This window comes from Marivibrio halodurans (assembly GCF_017963645.1).
Taxonomy (GTDB): Bacteria; Pseudomonadota; Alphaproteobacteria; order UBA8366; family Aestuariispiraceae; genus Marivibrio; species Marivibrio halodurans.
In genome coordinates, this window is sequence record NZ_JAGMWN010000010.1 from 71,160 (window position 1) to 95,401 (window position 24,242).

General features: G+C 67.8%; 21 protein-coding genes. 19 read left to right on the plus strand and 2 right to left on the minus strand.

The window, feature by feature from the left end; translation table 11 throughout:
- Positions 1–6 precede the first annotated feature (6 nt).
- From KAJ83_RS16915 to KAJ83_RS16985, 15 genes are all read left to right on the plus strand, one after another.
- Positions 7–690, plus strand: a complete 684-nt coding sequence (locus KAJ83_RS16915) for a MarC family protein (protein ID WP_343222041.1) — start codon at positions 7–9, stop codon at positions 688–690.
- A 75-nt stretch (positions 691–765) separates the two neighbouring features.
- Positions 766–1,512, plus strand: a complete 747-nt coding sequence (rimP, locus tag KAJ83_RS16920) for a ribosome maturation factor RimP (protein ID WP_343222043.1) — start codon at positions 766–768, stop codon at positions 1,510–1,512.
- A 58-nt stretch (positions 1,513–1,570) separates the two neighbouring features.
- Entirely contained in the window at positions 1,571–3,229 is a 1,659-nt protein-coding gene (gene nusA / locus KAJ83_RS16925) for a transcription termination factor NusA (protein WP_210683293.1), read from the plus strand.
- Between the two features lie 46 nt (positions 3,230–3,275).
- On the plus strand, positions 3,276–4,061 hold the full coding sequence (locus KAJ83_RS16930; RefSeq protein ID WP_343222044.1) for an RNA-binding protein: 786 nt from the start codon (positions 3,276–3,278) through the stop codon (positions 4,059–4,061).
- Positions 4,061–6,697 carry a translation initiation factor IF-2 gene (infB, locus tag KAJ83_RS16935; RefSeq protein WP_210683327.1) on the plus strand — a complete coding sequence of 879 codons (2,637 nt, stop codon included), beginning with the start codon at positions 4,061–4,063 and terminating at the stop codon, positions 6,695–6,697. The genes KAJ83_RS16930 and infB overlap by 1 nt, the downstream gene beginning before the upstream one ends.
- Before the next feature lie 92 nt (positions 6,698–6,789).
- Entirely contained in the window at positions 6,790–7,212 is a 423-nt protein-coding gene (rbfA, locus tag KAJ83_RS16940; RefSeq protein WP_210683295.1) for a 30S ribosome-binding factor RbfA, read from the plus strand.
- Positions 7,213–7,235: 23 nt separating this feature from the next.
- On the plus strand, positions 7,236–8,180 hold the full coding sequence (gene truB, locus KAJ83_RS16945; RefSeq protein ID WP_210683296.1) for a tRNA pseudouridine(55) synthase TruB: 945 nt from the start codon (positions 7,236–7,238) through the stop codon (positions 8,178–8,180).
- Positions 8,181–8,245: 65 nt separating this feature from the next.
- Positions 8,246–8,515, plus strand: coding sequence for a 30S ribosomal protein S15 (rpsO, locus tag KAJ83_RS16950; RefSeq protein WP_210683297.1), 270 nt, complete (start codon positions 8,246–8,248; stop codon positions 8,513–8,515).
- A gap of 432 nt (positions 8,516–8,947) precedes the next feature.
- On the plus strand, positions 8,948–11,131 hold the full coding sequence (gene pnp / locus KAJ83_RS16955) for a polyribonucleotide nucleotidyltransferase (RefSeq protein ID WP_210683298.1): 2,184 nt from the start codon (positions 8,948–8,950) through the stop codon (positions 11,129–11,131).
- 164 nt (positions 11,132–11,295) lie between these two features.
- Positions 11,296–12,621: a bifunctional folylpolyglutamate synthase/dihydrofolate synthase gene (locus KAJ83_RS16960; RefSeq protein ID WP_210683299.1), complete on the plus strand. Its 1,326-nt coding sequence runs from the start codon at positions 11,296–11,298 to the stop codon at positions 12,619–12,621.
- A 146-nt stretch (positions 12,622–12,767) separates the two neighbouring features.
- The gene (locus tag KAJ83_RS16965) at positions 12,768–13,337 is read left to right on the plus strand and encodes a universal stress protein (protein WP_343222045.1); all 570 of its coding nucleotides are present in this window, start codon (positions 12,768–12,770) and stop codon (positions 13,335–13,337) included.
- 221 nt (positions 13,338–13,558) lie between these two features.
- Positions 13,559–14,137 (plus strand): NifU family protein, encoded by a 579-nt coding sequence (locus KAJ83_RS16970; protein WP_210683300.1) that lies wholly within the window; start codon positions 13,559–13,561, stop codon positions 14,135–14,137.
- A gap of 577 nt (positions 14,138–14,714) precedes the next feature.
- Positions 14,715–15,824, plus strand: coding sequence for a glucosaminidase domain-containing protein (locus tag KAJ83_RS16975; RefSeq protein WP_210683301.1), 1,110 nt, complete (start codon positions 14,715–14,717; stop codon positions 15,822–15,824).
- 274 nt (positions 15,825–16,098) lie between these two features.
- Positions 16,099–17,616 carry an NAD-dependent succinate-semialdehyde dehydrogenase gene (locus tag KAJ83_RS16980; RefSeq protein WP_210683302.1) on the plus strand — a complete coding sequence of 506 codons (1,518 nt, stop codon included), beginning with the start codon at positions 16,099–16,101 and terminating at the stop codon, positions 17,614–17,616.
- A gap of 63 nt (positions 17,617–17,679) precedes the next feature.
- Positions 17,680–19,095 (plus strand): aminotransferase, encoded by a 1,416-nt coding sequence (locus KAJ83_RS16985; RefSeq protein WP_210683303.1) that lies wholly within the window; start codon positions 17,680–17,682, stop codon positions 19,093–19,095.
- 98 nt (positions 19,096–19,193) lie between these two features.
- On the opposite strand, the gene KAJ83_RS16990 is transcribed toward KAJ83_RS16985, so the two are convergent.
- Positions 19,194–19,877 carry an SDR family oxidoreductase gene (locus KAJ83_RS16990; protein ID WP_210683304.1) on the minus strand — a complete coding sequence of 228 codons (684 nt, stop codon included), beginning with the start codon at positions 19,875–19,877 and terminating at the stop codon, positions 19,194–19,196.
- 154 nt (positions 19,878–20,031) lie between these two features.
- On the opposite strand from KAJ83_RS16990, the gene KAJ83_RS16995 reads away from it, so the two are divergent.
- Entirely contained in the window at positions 20,032–20,607 is a 576-nt protein-coding gene (locus tag KAJ83_RS16995; protein ID WP_246484769.1) for a histidine phosphatase family protein, read from the plus strand.
- Between the two features lie 44 nt (positions 20,608–20,651).
- On the opposite strand, the gene KAJ83_RS17000 is transcribed toward KAJ83_RS16995, so the two are convergent.
- A complete protein-coding gene (locus KAJ83_RS17000; protein ID WP_210683305.1) occupies positions 20,652–20,948 on the minus strand; it encodes a ferritin family protein in 297 nt (98 codons plus the stop codon).
- A gap of 472 nt (positions 20,949–21,420) precedes the next feature.
- On the opposite strand from KAJ83_RS17000, the gene fabA reads away from it, so the two are divergent.
- From fabA to KAJ83_RS17015, 3 genes are all read left to right on the plus strand, one after another.
- The gene (gene fabA, locus KAJ83_RS17005; protein WP_246484770.1) at positions 21,421–21,993 is read left to right on the plus strand and encodes a bifunctional 3-hydroxydecanoyl-ACP dehydratase/trans-2-decenoyl-ACP isomerase; all 573 of its coding nucleotides are present in this window, start codon (positions 21,421–21,423) and stop codon (positions 21,991–21,993) included.
- Positions 21,994–22,066: 73 nt separating this feature from the next.
- The gene (gene fabB, locus KAJ83_RS17010) at positions 22,067–23,284 is read left to right on the plus strand and encodes a beta-ketoacyl-ACP synthase I (RefSeq protein WP_210683307.1); all 1,218 of its coding nucleotides are present in this window, start codon (positions 22,067–22,069) and stop codon (positions 23,282–23,284) included.
- Positions 23,285–23,289: 5 nt separating this feature from the next.
- Positions 23,290–24,123: an enoyl-ACP reductase FabI gene (locus KAJ83_RS17015; protein WP_210683308.1), complete on the plus strand. Its 834-nt coding sequence runs from the start codon at positions 23,290–23,292 to the stop codon at positions 24,121–24,123.
- Positions 24,124–24,242: the final 119 nt, after the last annotated feature.

Genomic DNA, 24,242 nt, shown 5'->3' on the forward strand with positions numbered 1-24,242 from the left:
CGCTTGGTGAGCCTGCCCTTCGACCTCCTCTGGCAGAATTTCCTGGTCGCCTTCCTCGCCTATTTCGCGGCGATCGGGCCGATCGACGTGGCGGCGATCTTCGCCTCCATCACCGCCGGGGCCCCACCCCGGGCACGGCGCGCCATGGCCTTGAAGGGCGTGGGGATCGCGGCGGCGATCCTGGGGGCGTTCCTGCTGTTCGGCCCGGCGCTGCTGAAGCATCTCGGCATCTCGCTCGCCGCGCTCCGGACGGCGGGCGGGGTGCTGTTGTTCCTGATCGCGCTCGACATGGTCTTCGCCCGCCATTCCGGCGGCAGTTCCGCCAGCGACGAGGAACGCGTGGAGGCCGTGGGCAAGGAGGATGTTTCCGTCTTTCCCCTGGCGACCCCGCTGATCGCGGGGCCGGGGGCGATCGGCCTGACCGTGCTGCTGATCGCCGAGCGCGAGGGCGCGCCTGCCCGCATCGCCGCCGTGGTCACCGCGCTTTGCTGCATCCTGCTGTTGACTTATGTGCTGCTGCTCGGGGCCACGCGCATCCAGAAGTTGCTCGGTGTCACCGGCCTCAATGTGGTGACGCGGGTCGTCGGCGTGCTGCTGGCCGCGCTCGCGGTGCAGTTCGTGTTCGACGGGCTGGCGGATAGCGGGCTCTTCACGGCGTCGGACCCGGGCGGGCATGGCGGTCCCCTGTGAGCGGCCGCGCGCAACGGGCTTGAGTTGGGCGGCCTTTTGGCTTACATAAACGCCATACTTGCTGGTTCCGCTTGAATGGCGGTTTCGGGGGTGGGCCGCGGCCCGCCCTTTTTTGTTCCCGCGACCCGTGGCTTCCCGCTTCAGGGCACTTGTCCGCGACCCGGGCCGCATTCGACCAGAACGAGGGATTCGATGGCGATCGAAGCGCGTATCCGCGAATTGATCGAGCCCGCGATCGAGGAGATGGGCTTCGAGATCGTGCGCGTGCGGTATTCCGGCTCCAAGCGTCCGACATTGCAGATCATGGCCGACCGCAAGGACGAGGCACCGATCAGCGTCGACGATTGCGCCGATATCAGCCGTGCCGTTTCCGCCATCCTGGATGTCGACGATCCGATCCCCGATGCCTATTCGCTGGAAGTCTCCTCGCCCGGGATCGACCGGCCGCTGGTCCGTCCGCGCGACTATGAGCGTTTCGCCGGCTTCGAGGCGAAGGTCGAACTGGCCCGCATGACGGGCGGCCAGAAGCGCTTCCGGGGCATGCTGGCCGGGATCGAGGAGGGCGACGTCCTGCTCGACATGACCGAGGACGGTGCCAAGCAGACGACCCGCGTGCGTCTTCCCTTCACGGAGATCGCGACGGCCAAGCTGGTGCTGACCGACGCGCTGATCGCCTGGGCGGAGGCGCAGCAGGAAGAGCACGACCTCTATGACGAGGACGATGTCGAGTTCGAGGACGGCGTCGAAGCCGATGCGAACGACGACTGGGATGACGACTGGGACGACGAGGATACCGAGGGCACGGCCGCGGGCCGCGCCTGAGTTGCTGCAACCCGCCCACGCCGGATCGCGCGGGCGCCAACGACGAGAGACCGACGATATGGAAGGCGTTACGATCACCCGGACCGACATGCTGGCCGTCGCCGACGCGGTGGCGCGCGAGAAGTCGATCGAGCGCGAGCTGGTGCTCGAGGCGATGGAGCAGGCGATCCAGAAGGCCGGCCGCTCGAAATACGGCCATGAGCACGATATCCGCGCCCATATCGACCGTAAGACCGGCGAGATCGTGCTGGCCCGCTATATCGAGGTGGTGACGCCCGAGGAGCTGGAGAACGAGGTGACCCAGATCACCCTCGACCGCGCGCGCAAGAAGAAGGCCGACGCGGAGGTGGGTGAGTTCCTGGTGGACCGCCTGCCGCCGATCGATTTCGGCCGCATCGCCGCCCAGACCGCCAAGCAGGTGATCGTCCAGAAGGTTCGCGAGGCCGAGCGTCAGCGCCAGTACGAGGAGTACAAGGACCGCATCGGCGAGATCGTCAACGGCATCGTCAAGCGGGTCGAGTTCGGCAATGTCACCGTCGACCTCGGCCGGGCCGAGGCCGTCATGCGCCGCGACGAGGTGATCCCGCGCGAGCATTTCAAGCGTGGCGACCGGGTGCGTTGCTATATCTACGACGTGCGCGAGGAAGCGCGCGGCCCGCAGATCTTCGTTTCCCGCACGCGTCCCGAATTCATGGCCAAGCTGTTCGCCCAGGAAGTGCCGGAGATCTATGACGGCGTCATCGAGATCCGCCGCGTCGCGCGCGATCCGGGCAGCCGGGCGAAGATCGCCGTGATTTCCAACGACGGCTCGATCGATCCGGTCGGCGCCTGCGTCGGCATGCGCGGCAGCCGCGTGCAGGCCGTCGTCGCCGAGCTTCAGGGCGAAAAGATCGACATCATTCCCTGGTCGGCCGAGGACGCGACCTTCGTCGTCAACGCCCTCGCCCCGGCCGAGGTCAGCAAGGTCGTGATGGACGAGGACACCAACACCATCGAGGTGGTGGTGCCCGACGATCAGCTTTCGCTCGCCATCGGACGGCGTGGCCAGAATGTGCGCCTCGCCTCGATGTTGAGCGGCTGGAACATCGACATCATGACCGAGGACCAAGAGAGCGAGAAGCGTCAGCGCGAGTTCAACGAGCGCTCCGAGGCCTTCATGAATGCCCTCGACGTCGATGACGTGATCGCCCGCCTGCTGGTTACCGAGGGCTTCACCACCGTCGAGGAAATCGCCTATGTCCCGATGGACGAGCTTGGCTCGATCGAGGGTTTCGACGAGGAGGTGGCCGAGGAATTGCGCGCCCGCGCGGCGAGCTTCCTGGAGGCCGAGGCCAAGCGCCTGGAGGATCGCCGGCGCGAGCTCGGCGTGACCGACGAACTGGCGGAGATGGAGGGGCTGACGGCCCCGATGCTGGTCGCGCTGGGCGAGGACGAGGTGCGCACGCTGGAGGATTTCGCCGGGCTGGCGGCCGACGAGCTGACGAGCCCCGAGGACGGCATCCTGCGTAACTTCGACATCGACGAGGATCGCGCGACCGAGATGGTCATGAACGCGCGGTTCGCCGCCGGTTGGATCACGGAGGAGGATCTGGCCCGCCTGCGTGCCGAGATGGCGGGCGAGGTCTATGGCGACCCGGCGGACGAGGAAACGCTGGCCGAGGCCGAGGCGGCGGCCGGCGCGGGTGCCGCCCCGACGGCGCCCGGCGGCGGCCTGTGATCCGTCGGCTGGCCGGAACGATGGGTGCGGCGCCATGGATGGGCTGGTGGATGACACGGACGCCGACGATGCGCTGACGGACGCGCTCGACGCGGGGCCGCGGAAGGAGCGCGTTAAGGGCCGCGCCGATGAGGGGGCCGATGAGGGGGGGGACGACGGTGGCCGGGACGGACCGGTTCGCCGATGCCTCGCCACCGGCGCGCGCCGGCCGCAGGCCGCGATGATCCGATTCGTGCTGTCGCCCGACGGGACGGTCACGCCGGACTTGGCCGCGCGGCTGCCGGGGCGCGGAATGTGGTTGAGCGCGGATGTTGGAAGCATTAAGACGGCATGCGCGCGTAATCTGTTCGCCAAGGCGGCACGGGCGCGGGCCGTCGTCCCCGCCGATCTGGCGGAGACGATCGAACGGTTGCTGGCGCGGCGCTGTGTCGAGACCCTCTCGCTCGCGCGGCGTGCCGGCGAGGCGGTGACGGGCTTCGAGAAGGTGCGCGCCGCGCTGGAGAAGGGCGAGGCGGCGGTCCTGGTCGAGGCGCTGGACGGTGCGGATGACGGCCGGCGCAAGCTGCGTCAGGCGCGCGCCCGGGCCGACCGCCCCTCGGTCGAGCCGGTGACATGTCTCACGGCCGGGGAAATCGGCGAGGCCTTCGGCCGGGAGCGGGCGGTTCACGCGGCGCTGCGGGCCGGCGGGCTGGCCAGAAAATTGACGCGCGAGGCCGGGCGGCTCGACGGGTTTCGCGCGAATGGGCGCGAGGACCGGGCGGTCGCGCGCCGACCGAACGACGGTGGTGCCGGTCAAGGGGCCGGCGGCCAAACCGACGACGAAGGAAGATGATGAGTAACGAGAACGACAGCGGCGGGAAGAAACTCACCCTCGGCAAGGGCAAGCTGGAACTCAGCAAGCGTGTCGAGGCGGGTCAGGTGCGGCAGAGCTTCAGCCATGGACGGTCGAAATCCGTCCAGGTCGAGGTGAAGCGCAAGCGCACCTTCGACCGGGGTCCGCAGCAGGGCGGCCCAGGGGGCGCGCAGGCGGCCGATATCGGCCCGATGAAGCGCCCCGAGGGTGAGAAGGCCGAGTCCGCCGCCGCCCGCCGCGCCGCCGAGCAGGCCGCCGCGAACCCGGCCCTCAAGGGGTTGAGCGAGCAGGAGCGCGCCGCGCGTCTGCGCGCGATTCAGAGTGCCCAGGCCGAGGAGGAACGCCGCCGACGCGAGGCCGAGGAGGCCGAGCAGCGCGCCGAGGAGCGTCGCCGTCAGCGCGAGGCCGAGGAGGCCGAACGCAAGGCCCGTGAGGAAGAGGAGGCCCGCCGCGCCGCCGAGGAAGCCGCGCGCGCCGAGCAGGAAAAGGCTGAATCGGCCGCGAAGCCGGCGGTCGAGGCCGAGGCGAAGGACGCCGAGCCGGAAGAGGTGGCGCAGCCCTCCCCCGCCGATATCGAGGCCGAGGCCCAGGCGGCGGCGAAATCGTCCGAGCAGAAGTCCGGCCGCGAGAAGGCGGACGAGTTGATCGAGCGCGAGCAGAAGAAGCGCCCGACCATGCGCCTCAAGGGCGGCGAGAAGCGGCGTCAGGGCAAGCTTTCCATTTATCAGGTCGGCGACGAGGGCGATCCGGACAGCGAGGCCCGGCGCGGCCGCTCCATGGCGGCCTTGCAGCGCCAGCGCCAGCGCGAGCGCGAGAAGAACCGTCAGGCCCTGGCGCGCGGCGAGAAGGTCGTGCGCGACGTCACCATCCCGGAGGCGGTCACCGTCGGTGACCTGGCCAACCGCATGGCGGTCCGCGCGGCCGACGTGATCAAGGCGCTGATGAAGATGGGTGTCATGGCGACCGTCAACCAGACGATCGACCAGGATACCGCGGAGCTGGTGGTCGAGGAATTCGGCCACCGCGCGCGCCGCGTCTCCGAGGCGGATGTGGAGGACAGCCTGATCGAGGAGGATGCGCAGGAGGAGGCCCAGGTGGCCCGCGCGCCCGTCGTCACGATCATGGGTCATGTCGACCACGGCAAGACGTCGCTTCTCGATGCGCTGCGCGAGACCGACGTGGCCGGCGGCGAGGCCGGCGGCATCACCCAGCATATCGGCGCCTATCAGGTCACGCTGAAGGGTGGCGATACGATCACCTTCCTGGACACCCCGGGCCACGAGGCCTTCACGGCCATGCGGAACCGCGGCGCCCAGGTGACGGACATCGTGGTGCTGGTGGTCGCCGCCGACGACGGCCTGCAACCCCAGACGATCGAGGCGATCAATCACGCCAAGGCCGCCGAAGTGCCGATCATCGTCGCGATCAACAAGATCGACAAGGACGGCGCGGATCCGACCAAGGCCACGAATCAACTGCTCGAGCACGAGTTGGTGCCGGAATCGATGGGCGGCGATATCCAGGTGATCGAGGTCTCGGCGCTGAAGCGCATGGGGCTGGAGGCCTTGGAGGAGGCGATCCTGCTTCAATCGGAACTCCTGGAACTCAAGGCCGATCCCGGCCGGACCGCGCGCGGCGCGGTGGTCGAGGCCAAGCTGGAGAAGGGCCGTGGATCGGTCGCCAGCGTGCTGGTCCAGACAGGAACGCTCCGGGTCGGCGACATCTTCGTCGCCGGCGCCGAGTGGGGCCGCGTGCGCGCGCTGCTCGATGACAAGGGCCGTCAGGTCGAGGCGGCCGGCCCCTCGGTTCCGGTCGAGGTGCTGGGGCTTCAGGGCACGCCGCAGGCCGGCGACGAGTTCGTCGTCCTCAACGACGAGGCCAAGGCGCGCGAAATCTCCGAATATCGTCAGCGCAAGCAGCGGGAGGCGCATTTCGCGGTCTCCGGCCGCGCCGGACGCAGCTCGCTCGAACAGATGTTCGACCAGATCAAGGCCGGCGAGGTCGAGCAGATGCCCGTCGTGGTCAAGGCCGACGTGCAAGGCTCGTTGGAGGCGATCAACGCCTCGCTGGAGAAGCTGGCGACCGACGAGGTCAAGGTGCGCGTCGTGCATGGCGCCGTGGGCGGCATCACGGAGAGCGATGTCGGCCTCGCGGCTTCCACCGGCGGGGTGATCATCGGCTTCAACGTACGTGCCAATCCGCAGGCCCGCGAGATGGCGAAGCGCGACGGCATCGATATCCGCTACTACTCGATCATCTACGACGTGATCGATGACGTGAAGGCGGTGTTGAGCGGCATGCTGGCTCCGGAGCGCCGGGAGAATTTCCTCGGTTACGCGGAAATCCGCGATGTCTTCCAGATCACCAAGGCCGGCAAGGTCGCGGGCTGCATGGTCACCGAGGGTACCGTCAAGCGCGGCGCCAAGGTCCGCCTGCTGCGCGACGACACGGTGATCCACGAGGGTTCGCTCAAGACCCTGAAGCGCTTCAAGGACGATGTCCGCGAGGTGCAGCACGGCTATGAGTGCGGCATGGCGTTCGAGAATTACGACAATATCAAGGTCGGCGATATGATCGAATGCTTCGAGATCGAGGAGGTGGCGCGCGCGCTCTAGGGCGCGCCGCCTCTCCTAGTCCGGCCGGCGCCCGGCGCGCCGGTCGTGATCGTCCGGTATTCGCCGTCCAATCGACGAGGGAGTTGCATCCCATGACAGCGCGCGCGCCATCGCAGCGTCAGCTTCGTGTCGGCGAGGAGGTTCGGCACGCCCTGGCGCAGGTGATGCAGCGGGGTGAGTTGCGCGACCCCGCGCTCGCCGGCGTCTCCGTCACCGTCTCCGAGGTTCGTGTCAGCCCGGACCTCAAGAACGCGACATGCTTCGTCACGCCGCTCGGCGCCTCCGCCGGTCGCGAGGAGGTCGCGGAGGACGAGGTCGTCCGGGCGTTGCAACGCGCCGCGGCCTTTCTGCGCGGTCAGGTCGCCCGCGAGGTTCGGTTGAAGTTCACGCCCGCTCTTCGGTTCCGCGTCGACGACAGCTTCGACGAGGCCGCGCGCATCGACGAATTGCTGAAACGTCCCGAGGTCGCCCGCGATCTGGAAGGCGGCACGCCCCCGGACGACGATCGCGACTGAGCGCCGCCGGAGGGACTTCGATCATGGGGCGCCGCAAGAAGGGCCAGCCGATCGACGGTTGGCTCGTCCTCGACAAGCCGGCCGGTCTGGGCTCGACGGACGCGGTCAATCGCGCGCGCCGGTTGTTCGATGCGCGCAAGGCGGGGCATGGCGGCACGCTCGATCCCTTCGCGACGGGCCTTCTGCCGATCGCCTTCGGCGAGGCGACGAAGACCGTTCAATATGTCATGGATGGCCGCAAGACTTACCGTTTCACGATCCGATTCGGGGTGGAGACCGATACGCTCGACATCGACGGGACGGAGGTGGCGCGCGCGCCGGCCGACCATCTCGACGGCGAGGCGGTGGCCGCGGTGCTATCCCGGTTCCTCGGCACGATCGAGCAGGTGCCCCCCGCCTATTCCGCCATCAAGGTGGACGGCAAGCGCGCCTATGACCGCGCGCGCGGCGGGGAGGAGGTGACGCTCGCCGCGCGCCCGGTGCGGATCGATGCGCTGACGCCGATCGGTTTTCGGCAATCGGCGGAAGGACCCGAGGCGGAGATCGAGGTGCGTTGCGGCAAGGGCACCTATGTCCGATCGCTGGCGCGGGATATCGCGGGTGCGCTCGGCACCGTCGGCCATGTCGCGGCATTGCGCCGGACGGCGGTCGCGGGCTTCGGGGAGGAGGCCGCGATTTCGCTTGAAGCGCTGGAACAACTCGGGCATAACCCGGCCGCGTTGGCGGAGCGGTTGCTCCCCATCGAGGCCGCGCTGGACGGTATCCCGGTGATGGCCTTGAGCGAGGCGGAGACCATGCGGCTTAGGAATGGCCAGGCGGTTTCGCTTCTCCGGAAGATCGATCTCGATCGGATCGCCGGGCTCGCCGATGGCGACGAGCTCGTGGCCTTGCACAAGGGCAAGGCGGTGGCGCTGGCGCGCTACGCGAAGGGCGGGATCAAGCCGGTTCGGGTGCTGAACACGGGCTGACGGCCCGGGTCTAGCGTCCGAGGAACGAATAACCCCGATGCCGTGGAAGAGGAAGAAGACGACCGATGTCGATCACCAAGGAACGCACGGCCGAACTCGTCAAGCAGTTCGGTGGCGGCGACGGTAACACCGGCTCCCCGGAGGCGCAGATCGCCATCCTGACGGAGCGGATCACGAACCTGACCGAGCATCTGAAGGTCAACAAGCAGGACAATCACTCCCGCCGCGGCCTTTTGATGATGGTCGGTAAGCGGCGTCGGCTTCTGGACTATGTCCGCCGGCGCAACGAGGAGCGTTACAAGACGCTCATCGGACAGCTCGGCATCCGACGCTGAGCACGAGTTTCTCCGGGCGGGGCGCCCGCGACCACAAGTCGCGCGGCGCCCCGTTCGTTTTGGCCGGTCGTTCCGCCTTCTGGCCGTCCCGGGGTTTGGTCCCTGGGACCGTGCATGGGTGGGCCGCCCTCGGGCGGGATCGGCACTGAAAGGCCCCGCATGCGGTTCCTGGGACCGTCGCGGACAAGCCGTCGCGGAACAGCCCGCCCGCCGCCGTCGTGAAACGGCGCGGCGATGGAACGGCGGGCTAGACCGATCCGGGCAAGGACAGTCGGACAGGCCCGGGTTCCGTGATGGCGCGGCGGATCGCCCATGAAGATGCGATCGCGCGGGCCGACCACGACCCCTCATGGGGAGGGGCGTGGGCATGACCGCAAGAAAGGCGGGCGTTCCTGAAGGCAGGGCGCACGCGATGGACGAAGAAGAGACGAGATGTTTCAAATCCACAAACGTGAAATCGAGTGGGGCGGCCGCACGCTGACCCTGGAGACCGGGCGCATGGCCCGGCAGGCGGACGGCGCGGTGCTGGCCACCTATGGCGATACGGCGGTGCTCTGCACGGTCGTCTTCGAGAAGCAGGAAAAGCCCGGCCTCGATTTCTTCCCCCTCTCGGTTCACTACCAGGAGAAGACCTATGCCGCGGGCAAGATTCCCGGCGGTTTCTTCAAGCGCGAAGGGCGCCCGACCGAGAAGGAAACCCTGACGTCGCGCCTGATCGACCGGCCGATCCGGCCGCTCTTCGTGAAGGGCTTTAAGAACGAGACGCAGGTCATCTGCACCGTGCTGAGCCATGATCTGGAGAATGACCCCGACATCCCCGCGATGATCGGCGCCTCGGCGGCGCTGACCATCTCCGGCGCGCCCTTCATGGGGCCGATCGCCGGCGCGCGGGTCGGCGAGATCGACGGCGAGCTGGTGCTCAACCCCTCCATGACCGAGACCAAGACGGCCAGCGCGCTCGACCTCGTGGTCGCGGGCACGCAGGACGGTGTGCTGATGGTCGAATCGGAAGCTTCCGAGCTTTCCGAGGAGCGCATGCTCGAAGCCGTCATGTACGGTCACAAGGCATTCCAGCCGGTGCTCGACATGATCATCGACCTGGCCGAGGACGCGGCGAAGGAGCCGTTCGACCTGCCGGCGGAGAATCCGGCGACCGAGACCGTGCGCGCGCGTCTGAAGGACCTGGCCGAGAGCGGTCTGCGCGACGCCTACGCGATCAAGGACAAGCTGGAACGCCAGAATGCCGTCGGCGAGGTGAAGCGCGCCGCGATCGCCAAGATCGAGGAGGAGGAGCTCGACGTCGGCCTCGCCGGCAAGCTCTTCAAGGAACTCGAAAGCGGCATCGTGCGCGGCAACATCCTGAAGACCGGCAAGCGCATCGACGGGCGCGGCCTCGCCGACGTCCGCCAGATCGACTGTCAGGTCGGCGTGATCCCGCGTGCCCACGGCTCCGCGCTCTTCACGCGCGGCGAGACGCAGGCGCTGGTGGTCACCACGCTCGGCACCGGCTCGGACGAGCAGATCATCGACGCGCTGGAGGGCGAGTTCCGCCAGCACTTCATGCTGCACTACAACTTCCCGCCCTATTCGGTGGGCGAGGCGGGCCGTGTCGGCTTCACCGGCCGGCGCGAGATCGGCCATGGCAAGCTCGCCTGGCGCGCGATCAACCCGTTGATGCCGACCAAGGAGGACTTCCCCTATACGGTCCGCACCGTCTCCGAGATCACGGAGTCGAACGGCTCCTCCTCCATGGCGACTGTCTGCGGCACCTCGATGTCGATGATGGACGCGGGCGTGCCGCTCGGTAAGAGCTGCGCCGGCATCGCCATGGGCCTGATCAAGGACCCGGAGGGCGTGGCCGTCCTGTCGGACATCCTGGGCGACGAGGATCACCTGGGCGACATGGACTTCAAGGTCGCGGGGACACAAGACGGCGTCACCTCGCTGCAGATGGACATCAAGATCACCTCGATCACCGAGGACATCATGAAGACGGCGCTGGGCCAGGCCCGCGACGGTCGTCTTCATATCCTGGGCGAGATGTCGAAGGCGATCACCGCCGGCCGCGAGGACGTGTCCTCCAACGCCCCGCGCATCGTCACGCTGCAGGTGCCGAAGGACAAGATTCGCGACGTCATCGGCACGGGCGGCAAGGTGATCCGCGAGATCTGCGAGGTCACCGGCGCCAAGGTCGATATCGAGGATGACGGCACCGTCAAGGTCGCCTCCGTCGATTCGGAGGCCGGCCAGCGGGCGGTCGAGTGGATTCAGGGCATCGTCGCCGAGCCGGAGCCCGGCAAGCTCTATCGCGGCAAGGTCGTGAAGATCATGGACTTCGGCGCGTTCGTGAACTTCATGGGCAATCGCGACGGCCTCGTCCACATCTCGGAACTGGCCGAGGGCCGGACCGAGAAGGTGGCCGACGTGGTCAACGAGGGCGACGAGGTCTGGGTCAAGTGCCTGGGCGTCGACGAGCGCGGCAAGGTTCGCCTCTCCATGCGGGTCGTCAATCAGGAGACCGGCGAGGATATCGAGGACCAGTTGCCCAAGCGGGAGCCGCGCGAGCCGCGTGGCGATCGCGGCGACCGTCCCCGGCGCAACCGCCGCGAGGACTGATCGCGCCCTCCGCTTGAGGGATCGGCCGCGAGGCCAGGGAAACGCCCCCGGACGGATCGCCGTTCGGGGGCGTTTTTCGTCGTGCTTAGTCGTGTGCTTAATCGCTTGCGGTGGGGTCCGCGCTTGGCTAAGCGGCGGAGAGGCATCGACGAAGGGGCCGCCGCATGGCTGAAAGACAAAGCGACCGGGTGCTGGATCGGCTGATGGGGCTGCACCCGAAGCTGATCGACCTGTCGCTCGACCGCACGCTGGATCTGCTGGAACGGCTGGGCCGGCCGCAGGACCACCTGCCGCCCGTCGTCCATGTGGCCGGCACCAACGGCAAGGGCTCGCTGATCGCGGTGCTGCGCGCGATCGCGGAGGCGGCGGGCCTCAAGGTGCACGTCTATACCTCTCCCCATCTCGTTCGCTTCGCGGAGCGCATCCGCCTCGCCGGAGAGGTCATCGGGGAGGAAGCGCTGACCGAACTGCTGGAGCGTTGCGAGGTCGCGAACGAGGGGCGGCCCATCACCTTCTTCGAGATCACGACATGCGCCGCGCTCAAGGCGTTCAGCGAGACACCGGCCGATCTGCTGCTGCTGGAGGTCGGGCTGGGCGGGCGGCTCGATTCCACCAATGTGATCGATGCCCCGGCGGCGACCGCCATCACCCCCGTCAGCATGGATCACGAGCAATTCCTGGGCGCGACGCTGACCGCCATCGCGGGCGAGAAGGCCGCGATCCAGAAGGCGGGCGCCCCCTCCATCGTCGGGCCGCAGATGCCGGAGGCACTGGCCGTGATCGACGCGGCGGCGGAGCGGGTCGGCGCGCCGCTCGCCCGCTGGGGGATGGAATGGTCGGCGGCGCCGCTGGCCGATGGCGGGTTCCGCTTCACCTCGGCGGCGTGGCGCGGCGACCTGCCACCCCCGGGCCTGCCCGGCCGGCATCAGATCGACAATGCGGGAAGCGCGGTGGCCGTCGCGCTCGCGCTGCGCGACCAGGGTTTTCCCATCGCGGACGCGCATCTGGCCGCCGGGGTCACGGGCGCGCGCTGGTGGGCGCGCCTGCAGCGCCTGACGACCGGACCGGCGGTGGACGCGCTGCCGGGTTGGGAGGTCAGGCTGGACGGCGGTCACAATCCCTCGGCCGGCGCCGCGCTCGCGGTCCAGGCCGCCGATTGGCGGACGGCGGACGTGGCGGCGGGGGAGGGTCCGCGCCCGCTTCACCTGCTGTGCGGGATGCTGAACAGCAAGGCGGCGGCCGCGTTCCTGGCCCCGCTCGTCCCGCATGCCGCCTCGATCACCACCATCGCCATTCCGGGCGAGCCGAACAGCCTGAGCGCCGAGGATCTGGCGGCGATGGCGCGCGCGACCGGGCATGGCGCGGTTTCCACCGCCGAGTCGCTGGCCGATGCGACCGCCCGTCTCGCCGCCCGGGAGCCAGGGCCGGCAAGGCTTTTGATCTGCGGATCGCTCTATCTGGCGGGGCGGGTGCTGGCGGATCACGGCTGAACCGCCGCGCCTCGTTGCGCCGCACAATCGCCCGGGAATCCTGGGTTTGGCGCACGGCGATTGCGCCGGGTCCGTGCGCTGCTACACTTTCTTTCGGTCGCGGGGGCCTCGTGCGGGGGCCTTTCGCGCGGCCCATGAAATCGGGAGTGCAGGGCGAAGCCATGATGCTCGACGGCGATAGCGGTGGTGCCACGACCGACCGCGCCCCCTCGGAAGACCCCCGGGACGGCCCTTCGGGGGGCCCGGGGCAGCGCGCGCCGCGGACCTTCCTGGTGGTCGTGGACGAGAGCGAGGAGATGGAGGTCGCCCTCCATTTCGCCTGTCTGCGCGCGAAGAAGACGGGCGGCGTGGTGGCGCTGCTCTATGTGCAGGAACCGGCGGAGTTCCAGCATTGGCTAGGCGTCGGCGAGTTGATGCAGCAGGAGCGCCGCGAGGAGGCGGAGGCTCGGCTGCAATCGCTTTCCGCGCGGGCCAACAAGCTCTCCGGGGCGGTGCCGATCCTGCATGTGCGCGAGGGCGACCGGGCGGAGGAGCTGATGAATCTTCTGGAGGAGGATGAAAGTATCTCAATCGTCGTGCTCGGCTCCAGCGCGAAGGGCGAGGGGCCGGGTCCGCTCGTCAGTCACTTGTTGAGCAAGGGGCGCACGCGGATCGAGATTCCCGTCACCATCGTCCCCGGCAGCCTCTCCTTGGAGGACGTGGAACAACTGACATGAGGCGCCGGGACTTGATCATCGGTGGGTTCTGGCCCATCTAACCATCGTGCGACGCGGCGAACGCCGGGACGGTCAGGGCCGGGCGAGCGGCCGCGATGTCGCCGTGCCGGCCGCTGCAGGCTCGCCGGCTCGCCGATGAAAATGCCCGACCAAGGCCCGGTACAGGGTCGTTCGGGAGGTGCCGGGTGGCACCGAGGGATAGCAAGGGACGCGAGACGAGGATGTTCATACAGACCGAACAGACACCGAATCCGGCCACGCTGAAGTTCCTGCCCGGACGCGCCGTCCTCGGCGATGGCGGGGCGGTTGATTTTCAGGGCGTCGATGAGGCGACCGGCCGGTCGCCGCTGGCGGAGGCGTTGTTCGACGTCGACGGTGTCACGGGCGTCTTCCTGGGTGCCGATTTCGTCTCGGTCAGCAAGGCCGACGAGAAGGAATGGTACGTGCTGAAGCCGGCCGTCCTGGGCGCGATCATGCAGCATTTCACGGCCGGGCGCGACGTCATGTCCGACAACGCGGCCGAGAGCGGCGCGGAGCCGGGGGGTGAGACCCGGTACGACGCCGAGGACGAGGCCATCGTCGGTCAGATCAAGGAATTGCTCGATACCCGCGTGCGGCCGGCGGTCGCGCAGGATGGCGGCGACATCGTTTTCCATGGATTCGAGAAGGGCGTGGTCTTTCTTACCATGCGCGGCGCCTGCGCCGGCTGCCCGAGTTCGACCGCGACGCTGAAGATGGGCATCGAGAACATGCTGCGTCATTACATCCCCGAGGTCTCGGAGGTCCGCGCCGCGGGCTAGGGTGTCGGGGCAGTAGCTTTTGGGCCGGACCGGGGCTCAACGGATCGCGAAAACAAGACGATCCGGAGCCGCTCGGTACCGGCGCGTCGCCATCGCATGGGGAACACGCGCATGGGGAGCACGGCGCATCGAGTAGGGGTCGAGTGTGCTGTCATCGGCGACGAACCGGTCGCCGGCGGCGTTCGAATCGCCGGAACCGCGAGGAACGACATCGCGGATCGGCGGGGTTGAACACCGTCTTAGTCCCGGGAGAAGCCCAATGGGACGACCGAGGCGGGAGCCGTTTGTTAAAAACCCTGGCGTGGGACGTCCGTGGCCCTGATCCGGCGGCGGGCGGTGATCGATTGGTAGCGGCCGGCGCGGCAAGAGGCGCCAGGACGTGTTGAACCGCCCCGGCGAGAAGGGGGGTCGATCGCCGCACCGCATCGTGCCATCCCTGGGATGGCCGTCAGCGATCGGGCCCGTCCGGTGGCGGCAATTCGGCCGTTTCGACCGGTGCGAATCGGACGGACGCGAATCATTGAGGGGGCGGGGAACGTCCATGCCGATGGCGTGGCGCGGCTCCGCTGGACAGACGATGAACGATAGCCGCGATGATATTGCGGAGGGTGAGGCGCCGGAGGGTCGACCGCGTAGCGGTGTGTTCTCCGTGGTGCGCGAGAAGTGGCTCGCCGGTGCCATGTTGGGCGCGGGCGTGGTGGCCGCCGGCCTTTGGGCGCTTCAGCCCGGGGATGGCAGCGGTGCTATAACGGCCAGCCTGCGCGACATGCCGGTGATCGACCAGCGAACCCTGGAAGCGGCGGAATTCGGACCCCGCGCGGCCGCGGCGGCGGAACTGTCCGACGCGGCCGCGGCCACGGCGGCCGGGCGCACGCAGCTCGCTCATGTGCCGAGCGCCACGGTCGATCAGTTGGAGAGCCGGTTCGAACGGCACAACTACTCCCTTCAGACGGTCAAGGCATCGAACGCGGAAGTGCCGCGCATCGTGCCGCTCAGTATTCCAAGCGATCTGCGGGAGGTGCAGGAGGTCGACCGCAAGAAGCAGGTCTTCCTTCAGATGGTCCTGCCGCTGGTGCTGATGGTGAACGAACGTCTGTTGGAGCAGCGCGAACGGCTGAAGGAACTCGCCGCCAAATTGGCGCGCGGCGAGACGCTGGCGCCCTCGCAGCGGGTCTGGCTCGACGAGATGTATGCCACCTACAAGCTGGAGGACGACGAGGATATCGACCTCCTGCTGCGGCGCGTCGATGTGGTACCGCCCTCCCTGGCGCTGGCCCAGGCCGCGATCGAAAGCGGCTGGGGCACGTCCCGTTTCGCGCGGGAGGGCAATGCCCTGTTCGGTCAATGGGTCTGGGGCGACGAGGTTGACGGCATCGTGCCGAAGGACCGGCAGACCGGGAAGACGCATAAGATCCGCGCCTTCGAGACGCCGCTGGAGGCGGTCGCCGCCTATATCAAGAATCTCAATACGCACCGTGCCTACCGCAAGCTGCGCGTGATGCGCGCGGCGCTGCGCGAGCAGGGGGCCGGGCTCAATGGCCTGACGCTCGCCGGCGGGCTCGAGTCCTATTCCGAGAAGGGCATGAAATATGTCGCCCTCGTCCGCAACATCATCGCGGCGAACGGACTCCGCCCGCTCGACCGGGCCCGCCTCGCGGGCTCGCCCCGACAGCCGTCCAACGTCTAAAACCGCCTGAAATCGTCCGGGTCCGGCGCGCTCCGCGCGCGCTGCCGGGGGGCGGCGTGGATTTTTCCGCGCCGGATGCCGCGCGCCGTGGAATCTGCGGTTGGGCGGCCCGACTTCGACAAGCAATTCGGTCGGCTTTCTGGCACTGTCCGCCGCATGATCCGGGGCCGCATCGCCCAGGTGCCCCTTTCGGGCGCGCCCCTTGAAACCTCCCTCGGCATCCCCTTGTGCCAAGGGAGTAAGGATTCAGTCGAACCGACGAAGGAGGATCCCCATGAGCGGCGATCGCAAAGCCACCGGCGCAGCCGGCCGCACGCTGGCCGAGGATGTCCTGAAACGGATTTCCGACCCGGCCCTCTTCGTGCAGGACGCCTATATCGACGGCACCTGGGCGGAGGCCGATGATGGCCGCCGGCGCACGGTGATCGACGCGGCGACCGACAAGCCGCTGGGCAGCATCCCCAACATGGGCGCGGCCGAGACCGCGCGCGCGATCGAGGCGGCCGAACGCGCCTTCGAGGGGTGGCGGACCATGACCGCCTGGGCGCGCGGCGATATCCTGAACCGCTGGGGCGACCTGATGGGGCGCCACAAGGACGACCTTGCCGCCATCATGGTGCTGGAGCAGGGCAAGCCGCTCGACGAGGCGAAGGGCGAGATCGACTATGCCCGCAGCTTCCTTCATTGGTTCGCGGAGGAGGGGAAGCGCCAATATGGCGAGATGATCCCGAGCCACCTCCAGGGCTCCCGCCTGCAGGTGACGCGCCAGCCGATCGGCGTGACGGCGGCGATCACTCCCTGGAATTTCCCCAGCGCGATGATTACCCGCAAGGCGGCCGCCGCGCTGGCCGCCGGCTGTCCGATGATCGTGCGCCCGGCCGACGAGACGCCCTTCAGCGCCACCGTGCTGGCCAAGCTGGCCGAGGAGGCGGGCGTGCCCAAGGGCGTGTTCCAGATCGTCACCGGCGATCCGGAGCCGATCGGCGCGGCGCTGATGGACGCCAAGGCGGTGCGCGCGATCAGCTTCACCGGCTCCACGCGCGTCGGCAAGTTGCTGACGGAGCAGGCCGCCGGCACGGTCAAGAAGGTGTCGATGGAGCTTGGCGGGCACGCGCCCTTCCTGGTTTTCGACGACGCCGATCTTGACCGCGCGGTCGACGGCGCGGTCAAGGCCAAGATGGCGACGACCGGCCAGGATTGCCTGGCGGTCAACCGCATCCTGGTGCAGCAGGGGCTTTATGAGGAATTCTGCAAGCGCTTCGCCGACGCCATCGGGTCGATGAAGGTCGGCTCCGGCTTCGAGGACGGGGTGGAGCTCGGCCCCCTGATGAACGCCTCGGCGGTGGAGAAGTGCGTCGCCCATGTGCAGGATGCCAAGGCCAAGGGCGGGCGCATCCTGACCGGCGGCGGCCGGCACGAGGCCGGTGCCCTGTTCTTCCAGCCGACCGTGATCGCCGATCTGACGACCGACATGGCGATCTGGAAGGAAGAGACCTTCGGCCCCGTCGCGCCCGTCATGGCCTTCGACACGGAGGCGGAGGCCGTTCGCCTGGCGAACGACACGGATTACGGCCTCGCGGCCTATTGCTATACCGAGGGGCTGAATCGCGCGCATCGGGTCTCGGAGGCGCTGGATTACGGCATGGTCGCCGTCAACACGCCGAAGATGACCGGCCCGCCGATCCCCTTCGGGGGCGTCAAGGAATCGGGCCTGGGCCGGGAGGGCTCCCGTCACGGCCTCGACGAATATAGCGAGATCAAATACGTCTGCTTCGGCGGTGTCGCCGACTGATGGGGTCGCCGACCGGGTTGGCCGGTCGGCGGAGACTAAGGATGTGAGAGGAGTATCCAGGCAATGGCGGACGCGGCACATAATCTGTCGCTGGAGGAGATGGACCGGCAGTCGGTCCTGCACCCGTTCACGCAGCTCAAGCAATTCGCTTCGGGCGAGCTGGGTGGCCCGCGTATCGTGGAAGGCGGCGAGGGTATCCGCATCCGCGATACCAAGGGCAATGAGTTGATCGACGGGTTCGCCGGTCTCTATTGCGTCAATGTCGGCTATGGCCGGGGCGAGATCGCGGAGGCGATCTATGCCCAGGCGAAGCAACTCGCCTATTACCATGCCTATGCCGGTCATTCGAACGAGCCGACGATCCGCCTCTCCGACAAGATCCTGCGCAAGACCCCGCCGGGTATGTCGAAGATCTTCTACGGTCTCGGCGGTTCCGACGCGAACGAGACCAACGCCAAGATCGTCTGGTACTACAACAACGTCCGCGGCAAGCCGAACAAGACGAAGTTCATCGCCCGGCGGCGCGGCTATCACGGCGGCACGGTCTTCTCCGGCAGTCTGACGGGGCTGGAGGTCTTCCACACCGCCTTCAACCTGCCGGTGCCGCAGGTGCTGCACACCACGGCGCCGCATCACTACTGGCAGGCCGAGGAGGGGATGAGCGAGCGCGACTTCTCGAAGAAGTGCGCCGAGGATTTGAACAGCCTGATCGAGGCGGAGGGGCCGGAGACCGTCGGCGCCTTTATCGGCGAGCCCGTGCTCGGCACCGGCGGCATCATTCCCCCGCCGGAAGGTTATTGGGAAGCCATTCAGGAGGTGCTCGACCGGCATGACGTGCTGCTCATCTCGGACGAGGTGGTGTGCGGCTTCGGGCGGCTCGGCAGTGAATTCGGCGCCATCCATTACGGCATGAAGCCGGACCTGATGACCGTTGCCAAGGGCCTGACCTCGGCCTATCAGCCGCTCTCCGGCTCGATCGTCGGCGATCGGGTCTGGAAGGTGCTGGAGGACGGCTCCGACAAGTATGGCCCCTTCGCCCACGGCCTGACCTATTCCGCGCATCCCTGCGGGGCGGCGGCGGCGCTCGCCAATCTGGAGATCATCGAGCGCGAGAATCTGGTCGGTAACGCCAAATCCACCGGCGCCTATTTTCAGAAGGCGTTGAAGGATGCCTTCGGCGATCATCCGATCGTCGGCGAGGTGCGCGGCGAGGGGCTGCTGGCGGCGGTCGAGTTCGTCGCCGATCCGGCGCGCAAGACGCGCTTCGACGCCTCGCTGAAGGTCGGCGCGCAGATGGCGGCGGCCTGTGTCGCGGAAGGGCTGATCAGCCGCGCCATGCCGCATGGCGATATCCTGGGCTTCGCCCCGCCGTTGATCGTGCGCGAGGGCGATATCGACGAAATCGTCGCCCGCACCAAGCGCGCGGTCGATAGCGTCACCGACAAGTTGGTGCGCGAGGGCAGCCTGAAGGCGGCCTGAGCGGGAGCGCTTCCACCCCGATAAGGGTCGGAAAGGGGCGGGGCCGGTCATCCGGCTTCGCCCCTTTCGCGTTCGGCGGGCCGGTGCCGAGCGGCCGCTCAGACCGGGGTCACGCGCATCTCGTCCATATTGACATGGGAGGGCTGGGCGAGCGCGAACGCCACCGCGCGGGCCACGTCCTCGGCGCGCAATGCGTCGGGCTTGGGGCTTTCGAAGAAGGGGGTATCGACCATCCCCGGCGTCAGCAGGGTGCAGCGCCCGCCCCATTCGGTCATCTCCGCCGACAGGTTCTGGGAGAAGCCGTTCACGAACCATTTCGTGGCGCCGTAGATCGATCCCTTGATCGGTCGCCGCCCGGCGTTGGAGCCGGTCAGGATCACATGGCCCCTGGTTTCGCGCAGATGCGGCAGGGCATGATGCACGACCGTCAACAGTCCCCAGATATTGACGTCCAGCATGGTGCGCCAATTGTCGAGGTCGCCATCCTCCACGCCCGCGCGGGTCGAGCCTAGGCCGGCATTGGCGAAGACGGCGGCAAGCGGTCCGAAGTCGGCGGCGGCCTGGACCATGCGGGCAACCTGCGCTTCGTTCGTCACGTCGCAGGCAAGCGCCATCGCGCGTTCCGCGCCAAGTTCGTCGACGAGCGCGGAGAGCTTGTCGGTCGAGCGCGCGGCCAGCGCCACCTTCCAGCCATCCGCGACGGCCGCGCGGGCGGTCGCCGCGCCGATGCCGCTGGACGCGCCGGTGATCAGCAGGACACGGTCGGATGCGGGAGCGGACATGGGGGCCTCCTTCTCTATCGATGACCCCTGGGAGGTGGGGGCCCGGACGGGACGCGCCAACACCCCGGGCACCGCGCGGAAATCCAAGCGGACCCTGGTCCCGTATTGCCGGATGTGAAGTGAAGCCGCCGTTTGCGGATCGGAGGGATGGACCATGCCACGACTGCTCGCCGTCATCGCGATGCTGGCCGTTCTTGTGCCGGGTACCGCGCGGGCGGACCAATCACTTGACGGTCCGTTGGAGCGTCTGCGCGCGGGCGGGCATGTCCTGATGCTGCGGCATGCCCTGGCGCCGGGGACGGGCGATCCGGCGGGCTTCCGGCTCGATGACTGCACGACGCAGCGCACGCTCGATGCGGCGGGGCGCGATCAGGCCCGCGCGATCGGCAAGGCCCTGCGCGCCGCCGGGATCACGCGAGCGGCGGTCTTCTCCAGCCAATGGTGCCGCTGTCTGGAGACGGCGGAACTCCTGGGGCTTGGACCGGTGACGGAATTGCCGGCGCTGAACAGCTTCTTCGGCCCCAACCGCGACCGGCGGTCGGCGCGCATGACGGCCTTGCGCGCCTTCCTGGCCGAACGGCCGGTGGACGGCCCCCCGGTCGTGCTGGTCACCCATCAGGTCAATGTCACCGCGCTCACCGGCGATTTCGTGCGCTCGGGCGAGGGGCGGCTCCTACGCCTCGACGGTACGGACACGCCGGAGGTGCTGGGCCGCGTCATGCTGGAGTAGGGTGCCGCCCCGCCTTGCCCCGCCCCCGGCCCTGCCCTGGACGGTCAATCCTCGTGATGATGGGCGATGTCGCCGTCCTTATAGACGAATTCGTCGAGGAACCCGGCGAAATCCTTGTTATTGCGTCGTAACCACTCGATCACCATGCAGGCGTGCTCCATCTCCTCGCGCATATTGTGCAGCAGGATGTCCTTGAGCGCCGGGTCCTCGCAGTCGTCGGCACGCTGACGGTACCAGTCGACCGCCTCCATCTCCTCCATCAGGGAGGTGATGGCGTGATGCATCGCCAAGGTTTCCTTGCTCAGACGCTCGCGCGGGGCATGAAGGGTTTCGCTAGACATCGGGTCCTCTCGTCGGCGGTGGGTCCTGCAGATCGACGCGGCCCCGCCTCGGAACCGCGCCATCCTCGTCGCCCCGAAGAATGACCGCGGCGCACCGGACGGGCAAGCGCCACCGCCGCTTCACCGTCTTCATTCCCGCCCCATCTCCACCCTCCATCTCGACCCCATGGACAAGCCGCCCGCGCACGCCCATATCGGAGCTCAGGACGCGTGCGGCGGAGGGGTTCAGCCGGACGCGCGGCGCCTGACGCGCTCGGTCCGGAACGCATTGTTTTCCCCAAGATGCTACGTTAATGGTAGCGTTCGATCGTGAAGGGGGCGGACGAACGAACCCGGCCGCGCGAGGGGCGGGTTATCGAACGAGGGTCGCGCCGGCATCATTGATCCGGGAAAGGACCCGCCGGTATTTGGAGCGGTGTCGCGGGGCGAGTCCGCGGGATGGCCCATGCCGCGAGAATATAGGGGACGGCCATTGTCTGGCGAACATGACGGCGCCGCGAGCAAGGCGGACGCGACGATCGCGGACGAGACCGCGGCGCAGGAACAGTTTTCCTACGACGAACTGATCGAATGCGCGGAGGGCAAGCTGTTTGGCCCGGGCAACGCGCAATTGCCGCTGCCGCCGATGCTGATGGTGGATCGCATCGTCGAGATCACCAAGGAAGGCGGCGAGCACGGCAAGGGCAAGATCATCGCCGAATTGGATATCAAGCCGGACCTCTGGTTCTTCAATTGCCACTTCAAGGGCGATCCGGTGATGCCCGGCTGTCTCGGCCTGGATGCGATGTGGCAGTTGGTCGGCTTCTTCCTGGGCTGGCTCGGCGCGCCGGGCAAGGGCCGGGCGCTCGGTGTCGGCGAGGTGAAGCTGATGGATCAGGTCCTGCCGACCGCCCGGAAGGTCACCTACGAGATCACCTTGAAGCGCGTGATCATGCGCAAGCTGATCATGGGTGTCGCGGACGGTATCATGAAGATCGACGGTCGGATCGCCGCCGAGGCGAACGACATGAAGGTCGGGCTGTTCAAGCCGGCGGAGAACGGCTGAGCGGCGCGGCCGCGACCGGACGGCGGCCGGGAGGCCGGGCGTCCGCCCAAGTTAACTTACGACGGGGTGTTCGATGCGACGGGTCGTTGTAACCGGTATGGGGATTGTCTCCAGCATCGGGAATGATCAGGCCGAGGTGCTGCAGTCCCTGCGCGACGGGCGCTCGGGAATCACGCACAGCGATGATTATGCGGAGCGTGGCTTCCGCAGCCATGTCCACGGCGCGGTCAAGCTGGATGTGGCCGATCACGTGGATAAGAAGCTGTTGCGCTTCATGGGCGACGGCGCCGCCTATAACTATATCGCCATGAACCAGGCGATCGCCGATGCCGGGCTGGAGGAGGACGAGGTGAGCCATGAGCGCACCGGCCTCATCATGGGCTCCGGCGGGCCTTCCACCCGCAACATGCTGCTGGCCTTCGACACCGCGCGGGAGAAATCGCCGAAGCGGGTCGGCCCCTTCATGGTGCCGCGCACCATGTCCTCGACCAATTCCGCGACGCTGGCGACGCCCTATCATATCCGGGGCGTGAACTATTCGATCAGCTCCGCCTGCTCGACCAGCGCGCATTGCATCGGCAACGGCGCCGAACTGATCCAGTGGGGCAAGCAGGATATCGTCTTCGCCGGCGGCGGGGAGGAGTTGGACTGGACCCTGACCGTCCTGTTCGACGCGATGCCGGCACTCTCCAGCGGCTATAACGACACGCCGGAGAAGGCGAGCCGCGCCTACGACAAGAGCCGCGATGGTTTCGTCATCGCCGGTGGCGCGGGCGTCGTGGTGCTGGAGGAGTTGGAGCACGCCAAGGCGCGCGGCGCCAAGATCTATGGCGAACTTGTCGGCTACGGCGCCAATTCCGACGGGTTCGACATGGTCCAGCCCTCGGGCGAGGGCGCGGTGCGTTGCATGAAGCTGGCGATCGGCGGCCTTAACGAGCCGGTCGGCTATATCAATGCCCACGGTACCTCCACGCCGGTGGGCGACACGCGGGAGCTTCAGGCGATCCGCGAGGTGTTCGGCGACAATGTGCCCCATATCAGCTCGACCAAGTCGATGACGGGCCATTCGCTGGGCGCGACGGGCGCGCAGGAGGCGATCTATTCGCTGCTGATGATGAATAACGGCTTCATCGCGCCCTCGATCAATATCGACGAGCTCGACGAGGAAGCGGACGGGCTGCCGATCGCGCGCGAGCGGATCGACGATGTCGACCTCAACATCGTCATCTCCAACAGCTTCGGCTTCGGCGGAACCAACGCGACGCTGGCCTTCAAGAAATACGCGGATTGAGGGCCATGACAGGAAAATCGTCGCTGATGGCCGGTAAGCGCGGCCTGATCATGGGGGTCGCGAACGATCATTCGATCGCCTGGGCGATCGCGCGGGCCTGCGCCGATCATGGGGCGGAACTCGCCTTCACCTTCCAGCCCGGCGGCGGCTTCGAGCGCCGGGTGCGCCCGCTGGCCGATAGCGTCGGCTCCCCCCTCGTGACGCCCTGCAGCGTCGAGGAGGATGCCAGCATCGAGACCGCCTTCGGCGAGGTCGCGAAGGTCTGGGATCGCCTCGACTTCGTGGTCCACGCCATCGCCTATTCCGACAAGGCGCAGTTGAAGGGCCGCTATGTCGATACGACGCGGGACAATTTCCGTCATTCGCTCGACATCTCCTGCTACAGCTTCACTGCCGTCGCGCGCTACGCGGAACCCATGATGACGGCGGGCGGCAGTCTGGTGACGCTAACCTATGAAGGGGCGGCGCGCGTCATGCCCTCCTATAACGTCATGGGCGTCGCCAAGGCGGCGCTGGAGGCGTCGGTGCGCTACCTCGCCGTCGATCTGGGCGAGAAGGGGATTCGCGTCAACGCGCTCTCGGCCGGGCCGATGCGCACGCTCGCGGGCTCCGCCATCTCGGGCGCGCGCTTCACCTACAACTGGCAGGGCAAGTCCTCGCCGCTGCGCCGTAACGTCACCCATGACGAGGTCGGAAATTCCGGGCTCTATCTGCTCTCGGACCTTTCGGCCGGTGTCACCGGCGGCGTGCATTTCATCGACAGCGGCTATCATACGATCGGCATGGCGATCCCGGACGAACCCGAGATTTCCCCGCCCGGCACCGAAAAAAAGGGCTGAGGCGGGGCCTCGTCCTCCGCGATCCCTTTCAGCCAATATTCCCGTCCGGGTCCTTATCGGGTCCCGCGCCGCCTCCACATGTCTTGCACCGACCCGCGTGCCGGGATATCGCGGAAAAC

Bases quoted from the DNA above. Each gene is read 5' to 3' on its own strand.
- rimP (WP_343222043.1), top strand. From the start codon at position 766: ATGGCGGTTTCGGGGGTGGGCCGCGGCCCGCCCTTTTTTGTTCCCGCG.
- nusA (WP_210683293.1), top strand. From the start codon at position 1,571: ATGGAAGGCGTTACGATCACCCGGACCGACATGCTGGCCGTCGCCGAC.
- infB (WP_210683327.1), top strand. From the start codon at position 4,061: ATGAGTAACGAGAACGACAGCGGCGGGAAGAAACTCACCCTCGGCAAG.
- rbfA (WP_210683295.1), top strand. From the start codon at position 6,790: ATGACAGCGCGCGCGCCATCGCAGCGTCAGCTTCGTGTCGGCGAGGAG.
- truB (WP_210683296.1), top strand. From the start codon at position 7,236: ATGGGGCGCCGCAAGAAGGGCCAGCCGATCGACGGTTGGCTCGTCCTC.
- rpsO (WP_210683297.1), top strand. From the start codon at position 8,246: ATGTCGATCACCAAGGAACGCACGGCCGAACTCGTCAAGCAGTTCGGT.
- pnp (WP_210683298.1), top strand. From the start codon at position 8,948: ATGTTTCAAATCCACAAACGTGAAATCGAGTGGGGCGGCCGCACGCTG.
- KAJ83_RS16960 (WP_210683299.1), top strand. From the start codon at position 11,296: ATGGCTGAAAGACAAAGCGACCGGGTGCTGGATCGGCTGATGGGGCTG.
- KAJ83_RS16970 (WP_210683300.1), top strand. From the start codon at position 13,559: ATGTTCATACAGACCGAACAGACACCGAATCCGGCCACGCTGAAGTTC.
- KAJ83_RS16975 (WP_210683301.1), top strand. From the start codon at position 14,715: ATGAACGATAGCCGCGATGATATTGCGGAGGGTGAGGCGCCGGAGGGT.
- KAJ83_RS16980 (WP_210683302.1), top strand. From the start codon at position 16,099: ATGAGCGGCGATCGCAAAGCCACCGGCGCAGCCGGCCGCACGCTGGCC.
- KAJ83_RS16985 (WP_210683303.1), top strand. From the start codon at position 17,680: ATGGCGGACGCGGCACATAATCTGTCGCTGGAGGAGATGGACCGGCAG.
- KAJ83_RS16990 (WP_210683304.1), bottom strand. From the start codon at position 19,877: ATGTCCGCTCCCGCATCCGACCGTGTCCTGCTGATCACCGGCGCGTCC.
- KAJ83_RS16995 (WP_246484769.1), top strand. From the start codon at position 20,032: ATGCCACGACTGCTCGCCGTCATCGCGATGCTGGCCGTTCTTGTGCCG.
- KAJ83_RS17000 (WP_210683305.1), bottom strand. From the start codon at position 20,948: ATGTCTAGCGAAACCCTTCATGCCCCGCGCGAGCGTCTGAGCAAGGAA.
- fabB (WP_210683307.1), top strand. From the start codon at position 22,067: ATGCGACGGGTCGTTGTAACCGGTATGGGGATTGTCTCCAGCATCGGG.
- KAJ83_RS17015 (WP_210683308.1), top strand. From the start codon at position 23,290: ATGACAGGAAAATCGTCGCTGATGGCCGGTAAGCGCGGCCTGATCATG.